Below are 6,107 nucleotides of genomic sequence, written 5' to 3' on the forward strand. Positions count from 1 at the left end.
CTGCATGCAACCGAAGCACGGGTTCATTGCTTCTCTTTTCCGTCTTCCGCGGGGATGAGCCATGAACAACCGGACTGAAACCGACTCGATCGGCGCCATAGCGGTGCCGGCCGATGCGTATTGGGGCGCACAGACCCAGCGCTCGATCGAGAACTTTCCCTTTCCGCCATCCGAGCGAATGCCGATGGCAATCGTTCACGCGCTCGCGCTGGTGAAGCAGGCGGCATCTCGCGTGAACCGCAAGCACGGGCTGGAGGCGGAGAAGGCCGACGCCATCGAGGCCGCGGCCGCCGAGGTGGTGTCAGGCAGTCTGGACGATCATTTTCCGCTCGTGATCTGGCAAACCGGCAGCGGCACCCAGAGCAATATGAACGTGAATGAGGTGATTGCCGGACGCGCCAACGAGATGCTGACGGGCGAGCGCGGAGGTAAAACGCCCGTTCACCCGAACGATGACGTCAATCGTGGCCAATCCTCCAACGACTCCTTTCCGACGGCGCTTCATGTCGCGGCCGCGCTGGCCGCCAGCCGCAGGCTGATGCCGGCGCTGGAGCATCTTCAGCGCGCATTGGCTGCAAAGGCGGACAAGTGGCAGGGGATCGTGAAGATCGGTCGCACCCACATGCAAGATGCGACACCGCTGACGCTGGGCGACGAGTTCTCCGGTTATGCGACTCAGCTCGAACTCGCGCGAGGGCGACTGCAGCCGCTGATCGAAGAAGGGCTTTCGCGCCTTGCGCAGGGGGGAACGGCCGTCGGAACGGGCCTCAACGCGCCGCCAGGCTTTGCGGAGGATGTTGCTGCGGAGTTGGCGGATCTGACCGGCTTTCCGTTTCAGACCGCGGGTAACAAGTTTGAGGCGCTGGCCAGCAATGACACGCTGGTTGATCTTTCCGGGCGGTTGAACACCCTTGCCGTGGCGCTGACGAAGATCGCGAACGATATCCGGCTGCTCGGTTCGGGGCCGCGCTGCGGCATTGGCGAGCTCATCCTTCCGGCGAACGAGCCGGGCAGCTCGATCATGCCCGGCAAGGTCAATCCGACCCAGGTCGAGATGCTGACGATGGTCGCTGCACAAGTGATCGGGAACCATGCGGCGATCACGGTCGGTGGCATGCAGGGCCACTTGGAACTGAATGTTTTCAAGCCCTTGATTGGCGCAGCTGTGTTGCGGTCGATGGACTTGCTGGCGATCGGCATGGAGAGTTTTGCCGAGCGATGCGTCGAAGGCCTGGAGGCGGACGAGGGGCGGATCGCCGATCTGCTCGACCGTTCGCTGATGCTGGTGACGGCGCTCGCGCCCGAGATCGGCTATGACAATGCCGCCAAAATCGCCAAGCACGCCCATGCCGAGGGGCTCACGTTGCGGCAGGCCGGGATGGCGCTGGGCCTGGTCGATGAAGCGACGTTCGACCGGGTTGTCAGACCCGAGGCGATGCTGGGAACCTGAGTGGCATGCCCCGGGTTGATCACGGTAAGTATCGGAAAGGACGAATATGCTTCGCACCATCATCGGCGCGCTTGTTGGCAAGGAGATCGACCAGCGGGATGGGCGCGGCGGCCTGAAGGGCGCGGCGATCGGCATGCTGGCGGCGCGCGCCGTGACGCGAACCGGACCGCTGGGACTGCTGCTTGGTGGCGGTTACGTGGCGAAGAAAATGTATGATCGCCGGCGCGCGAGCAAGGGCATGGGGGCGCGCACTAGCCGATAAGCGAGGTATGTCGTAGCGATGGCGCGGCCGATCCCGGTGTACGACCCGAGCGGATCGGCCTGGCTCTGGCACAGATTGGAGTATTTCGGCCACACGCGGGCTTGCCCTTGACGCTTCCGCCCGTGCCGCGGCAGTAGCGCGCATGGCCGCTTCCTCTCCAACCGACCCGCACGGCATGCGCCGTCGCGGCGTGCTGTTCGTTTTGTCTTCGCCGTCGGGTGCCGGCAAATCCACCATCGCTCGGAAGTTGCTGGCCGCAGAGCCTGAGCTGACCATGTCGGTATCCTATACGACGCGGCCGATCCGGCCGGGGGAAGTGGACGGCAAGGATTATAACTTCGTCTCGCTCGAGAAATTTCGCGCGATGGTGTCGAACCACGAGTTCCTGGAATGGGCGCACGTGTTCGACAACCGATACGGGACCCCCAAGGCCGATGTGTTCCATACCCTGAGCGAGGGGCACGACATCCTGTTCGACATCGACTGGCAAGGCGCGCAGCAATTGCACCAGCTGGCCGGGGGCGACGTGGTTCGGGTGTTCATCCTGCCGCCTTCCATGGCAACCTTGCGCGATCGGTTACAGAAGCGCGCGACGGACAGCCAGAACGTGATCGACGCGCGCATGGCGCGGGCCGCCAATGAGGTGAGCCACTGGGACGGCTATGACTATGTCCTGGTCAACGATGACCTCGAACATTGTTTCGAGTGCGTCCGCATGATCCTGGCGGCGGAGCGGCTGAAGCGATCGCGGCAGACAGGCATTATCGGCTTCATCCGCAGCCTGCTGAAGAACGATCCGGCGACTGATCCGGCCTGAGCCTCAACCAAGAAGGCCGAGGAACCGCACCGCCGAGTCGAAATCGCGCCTGCGGACCGCACGTGCCTTCTCGGCCTCGGCATCCTCGCCCCATAATTCGGCCTGCCACGCCTCGTCGATGATGGCGGCCGACCAAAGGTCATCCGCGCTTATGGCCCGTTCCGCCAGCGCGAGCGCGCCGACCAGCGTGCCTGCGATCGTGACCAGCGGCTGGAGCGCCACCAAGGCGAACGGCGGACGACTGGCGACCGCTTCCGCGAGACGCGCAACGGTGGCGGTCGGCTGCGGACGGTGCATCACACCGCTGATCGTTTCGAAGTGGACGTCGTATCGATCGCGCGCCCAGGCGAGCAGCGGATCCCATGCCGCTTCCTCGCGCGCGACGAGTTCTGGCGGCGACTCGGCGCGGTAATAGAGAAGATCGCTTTCCGCATAGGCGGCCAGTCCCGCGGCGAAGGCTGCGGGATCGGGCGCCACACGGTCGATCGCGGCATTGGCAAGCCCGGTGAGCGGCATGACGCGGGGATCGATCGTCTCTCCAACCGCGCGCCATTCCGCGGCGACGGCTGCTGCAAGGGCAGGGGTGGGCAGCGCGAGGGCGGCGCGGCCGGGCGTTCGCACGGGTCGGCCATCGAGCCGGATACCGCCATCTTCATCGACGGCAACCTCGGTCCAGAAACGCTTCACGGTTGTGGGCTCCGCCAGCGGCGCGCGAGCGATCGAGGAAGGACGGCCATGCTCCACAAGGCGACCAGGACGATCGCCCCGCCGAGTATCTTCGTCGGAGTATCTACCGCCCGCGCGAGCAGGACGATGCCGAGGATCGCGGCGGCAGCGGTGGCCAGGCGAACGAGCACCAGCACAAGCCAGCGCGATCGGGCGGGGTCAGTTGCCATGCTCCGCCTATGACGCAAGCGAATGACGCGCGCCAGCCACGACCAGATGACAGCGGCGCGAGCCCAGCTGGCCGTCAACCTCTTGGTTACAGATGCACTTTATGGTTTATTGCCGATAATAGCGAGAGCGGGCCCGGGGGGGCGAGCCTCACATGTCACTATCAGGAATGGTACGGCGATGGTCGGCGCGGCAGTGTTTGTTTATGGTTTGCTGGTAAGCTTCATCTTCTCGGGTGCGTCGCGCAACGCCAAGTTGCAGCGGCCTAACCCGCCGATCGTGACCTATGTCGGCTATGTACTGGTGGGTGTAACCACGGGCGCTTCGTTGCTGCTCTTCGCCCATGCCCTTGGGCTGTCGGCCGGCTTTCCCCTGATTGCACTCGCGATCTGATAAGCAGGGCGCGCCTCTTCTGAAGGTGAGCCGATCGCCGCGATAACGCTGCGCGCGGCGGTGGGTCTGCGATCCCCCACGCCACGCGATCGTCACGTGGGCCGGTGGATCGCGGTTTGCGGCCGGGTGGATGCCGGGACGGGCCCGGCACGATGAGCTCGTTCCTGAGCAGGCTGCGGCCGCTCAACGGCAGCCGATTCGCATCTTAGTCAGCTGCGGACCTGCGGCGGCAGGCCCGCCATTCGAGCATCAGCCAGGGTCTTTGATCGGGGTGTCGCGGGTCACTGCGCGGACCCGCGGCCGCGCCGTTCGCCGCGCCGTGCCTTGCGGACCTGCTTGGCATGGGCGCGCGCCCTGGCCTTGCGATCCTCTCGGGTCGGCTCTGGCCTTGTGTCCATCGGCATCATTTCACCGGCCATTTCCTCGAACCCGAGCCCCTTGAGGCTTTCGGCGAAGTGCGTTGGCAGCGGAGCGGTGACGTCGATGGCACCGCCATCGGGATGATCCACCCGGATCCGCCTCGCGTGGAGGTGCATCTTGCGGCTTATCCCGCCGGTCAGGAACGCGGCCGGTCCGCCATATTTGCCATCGCCGACGATCGGATGGCCGATCGCCGCCATGTGGACGCGCAACTGGTGAGTGCGACCGGTGAACGGCTGGAGTTCGACCCAGCAGGCACGATTGCCGGCGCGCTCGATCACGCGGTAGCGGCTGCGCGAGGGCTGACCGTTTTCCTCATCGACATGCATTTTCTCGCCGCCGGTGCCCGGCTGCTTGGCGATCGGAAGATCGACGGTGCCATCATCGATCGACGGAACACCGACGACGAGTGCCCAATAAACCTTCTTCGCCGAGCGGCTGGAAAACGCCTTGGAGAAGAACGCCGCCGCGCGAGCGGAACGGGCAACCAGCAGCGCGCCAGACGTGTCCTTGTCCAGACGATGCACCAGCTTCGGGCGCCCCTCTGCCTCGAACTGCAGAGCGTCCAGCAAGCCGTCGACATGCGCCGTGGTCTTCGTGCCGCCCTGCGTGGCCAGACCTGGCGGCTTGTTCAGAACAAGCGCAGCCTGGTCCTTGTGGATCACCATTTCACGCGCGAACGCCGCCTCGTCCTCACTGAGCGGCGGACGCTCCCGCTTTGGCTTGGGATCGACACGAACCGGTTCGGGTGGAGGCAGGCGAAGCACCTGACCGGCAGCGACCCGGTCGCCTGGGCCGACGCGCGCACCGTCCAGCCGCAGCTGACCCGTGCGGGCCCATTTCGCAACGGTTGTGAAGCTGGTGTCCGGCAGGTGCCGCTTGCACCAACGGTCAACGCGGATGCCATCGTCGTCCGAGCCAACGGTGAACTGGCGAACCGATTCGCTCATGCTGCCGACCTCGCCAGACCAAAACCAAGCGCCAGTGCGGCAATCGAACCGAGCACCGATGCGACGACATAAGCCAGCATCTGCGCCCAGGCGCCGCGCTCCATCATCATCACGGCATCAAGCGAGAAAGCCGAAAATGTGGTGAAGCCGCCAAGCACACCGACACCCAGGAACAGCCGCCACGGCTCCCCGCTCACCATCCGCGACAGGGTAGCGGCGAGGAGCCCCATGGCCAATCCGCCGCTGACGTTGACGAAAAGCGTACCCCAGGGCCAAGCGGCCCCCAGCGCGGACAATGCCGCGCGACCAACGAGATGGCGCAGGCCAGCGCCAAGCGCGCCACCAGCCATCACCAGAACCAATGCATTCATCCCACCGCCCCTAGACCCATGAAGGTCAGGGCGGAAGGGCAGTCAGCGCGGCGCGTCCACCATCAGATCGACATTCGTGCCGCCATCGGCGCGCGGGCGCAGCCGCACCATAAAGGCGGCGGCCTCACGCGTACCGGCAAGAACATGCTCGCCAGCGTCCTGGCCGTGACCTCCGCGATAGCCCGCATCGGTCGTCCGCGTGTAATACCAGTCGAGCAGGCGCTGCATGGGGGCGGCGCTGGCGAAGCTGACCACGCGCAGCGCGCAGCCGTTCCCGTCGGCACCCGCCGCTTCGATCACGCGCGCGTCGGGATAGAGCGGCACGGCATCGGGCAGGCGGTTCGCCCAGCTGGTGGAATAGCGCACATTGCGGACACAGTCGGCCGACCCGCCCTGACTGGCGGCGAGCGCGCCCAGGGTGAGCGCACGCCGGGCGGAGGCACATTGCGGACAATTCGCGGATGGTGCCGGTGCGGTGCGAAGCGCGCCTGCGACCGGCTTGTGCGCAGCGTCCGCGATGGTCTCGGGCGGCAGTGCCAAAGACTCGGGC

8 protein-coding genes and 1 pseudogene are annotated in these 6,107 nt (G+C 65.7%); 4 read left to right on the forward strand and 5 right to left on the reverse strand.

What is annotated here, in order from left to right; all coding sequences use genetic code 11:
* Positions 1 to 61 precede the first annotated feature (61 nt).
* The 3 genes from fumC (at position 62) to gmk (ending at position 2,529) form a co-directional block, all read left to right on the forward strand.
* Positions 62 to 1,450 carry a class II fumarate hydratase gene (fumC, locus tag AX702_RS10365; RefSeq protein ID WP_066779114.1) on the forward strand — a complete coding sequence of 463 codons (1,389 nt, stop codon included), beginning with the start codon at positions 62 to 64 and terminating at the stop codon, positions 1,448 to 1,450.
* Positions 1,451 to 1,496: 46 nt separating this feature from the next.
* Positions 1,497 to 1,712: a hypothetical protein gene (locus AX702_RS10370; RefSeq protein WP_066779117.1), complete on the forward strand. Its 216-nt coding sequence runs from the start codon at positions 1,497 to 1,499 to the stop codon at positions 1,710 to 1,712.
* 142 nt (positions 1,713 to 1,854) lie between these two features.
* Entirely contained in the window at positions 1,855 to 2,529 is a 675-nt protein-coding gene (gmk, locus tag AX702_RS10375; RefSeq protein WP_066779120.1) for a guanylate kinase, read from the forward strand.
* A gap of 3 nt (positions 2,530 to 2,532) precedes the next feature.
* Here the strand turns inward: gmk and AX702_RS10380 are convergent, their stop codons facing one another.
* Both AX702_RS10380 and AX702_RS10385 read right to left on the reverse strand, forming a co-directional pair.
* A complete protein-coding gene (locus AX702_RS10380) occupies positions 2,533 to 3,216 on the reverse strand; it encodes an ATP12 family chaperone protein (protein ID WP_066779123.1) in 684 nt (227 codons plus the stop codon).
* Complete coding sequence (locus tag AX702_RS10385) at positions 3,213 to 3,425, reverse strand: hypothetical protein (RefSeq protein ID WP_066779126.1); 213 nt, start codon at positions 3,423 to 3,425, stop codon at positions 3,213 to 3,215. The genes AX702_RS10380 and AX702_RS10385 overlap by 4 nt, the downstream gene beginning before the upstream one ends.
* A gap of 22 nt (positions 3,426 to 3,447) precedes the next feature.
* Between AX702_RS10385 and AX702_RS22870 the strand changes: the two genes are divergently transcribed.
* Complete coding sequence (locus AX702_RS22870; protein WP_231731811.1) at positions 3,448 to 3,816, forward strand: hypothetical protein; 369 nt, start codon at positions 3,448 to 3,450, stop codon at positions 3,814 to 3,816.
* 281 nt (positions 3,817 to 4,097) lie between these two features.
* Here the strand turns inward: AX702_RS22870 and AX702_RS10395 are convergent, their stop codons facing one another.
* From AX702_RS10395 to AX702_RS22530, 3 genes and pseudogenes are all read right to left on the reverse strand, one after another.
* Positions 4,098 to 5,186: an RluA family pseudouridine synthase gene (locus AX702_RS10395; protein WP_066779131.1), complete on the reverse strand. Its 1,089-nt coding sequence runs from the start codon at positions 5,184 to 5,186 to the stop codon at positions 4,098 to 4,100.
* Positions 5,183 to 5,557: a fluoride efflux transporter CrcB gene (gene crcB / locus AX702_RS10400; RefSeq protein WP_066779133.1), complete on the reverse strand. Its 375-nt coding sequence runs from the start codon at positions 5,555 to 5,557 to the stop codon at positions 5,183 to 5,185. The genes AX702_RS10395 and crcB overlap by 4 nt, the downstream gene beginning before the upstream one ends.
* Before the next feature lie 42 nt (positions 5,558 to 5,599).
* Positions 5,600 to 6,107: pseudogene (locus AX702_RS22530) on the reverse strand (hypothetical protein); the annotation flags it as partial.

Source organism: Sphingomonas sp. CCH5-D11, assembly GCF_001557395.1.
Taxonomy (GTDB): domain Bacteria; phylum Pseudomonadota; class Alphaproteobacteria; order Sphingomonadales; family Sphingomonadaceae; genus Sphingomonas.

What these genes read in the sequence shown, in the direction of transcription:
- AX702_RS22870 (WP_231731811.1), top strand. Translation starts at nt 3,448, where the DNA reads ATGACGCGCGCCAGCCACGACCAGATGACAGCGGCGCGAGCCCAGCTG.
- crcB (WP_066779133.1), bottom strand. Translation starts at nt 5,557, where the DNA reads ATGAATGCATTGGTTCTGGTGATGGCTGGTGGCGCGCTTGGCGCTGGC.
- gmk (WP_066779120.1), top strand. Translation starts at nt 1,855, where the DNA reads ATGGCCGCTTCCTCTCCAACCGACCCGCACGGCATGCGCCGTCGCGGC.
- AX702_RS10395 (WP_066779131.1), bottom strand. Translation starts at nt 5,186, where the DNA reads ATGAGCGAATCGGTTCGCCAGTTCACCGTTGGCTCGGACGACGATGGC.
- AX702_RS10385 (WP_066779126.1), bottom strand. Translation starts at nt 3,425, where the DNA reads ATGGCAACTGACCCCGCCCGATCGCGCTGGCTTGTGCTGGTGCTCGTT.
- fumC (WP_066779114.1), top strand. Translation starts at nt 62, where the DNA reads ATGAACAACCGGACTGAAACCGACTCGATCGGCGCCATAGCGGTGCCG.
- AX702_RS10370 (WP_066779117.1), top strand. Translation starts at nt 1,497, where the DNA reads ATGCTTCGCACCATCATCGGCGCGCTTGTTGGCAAGGAGATCGACCAG.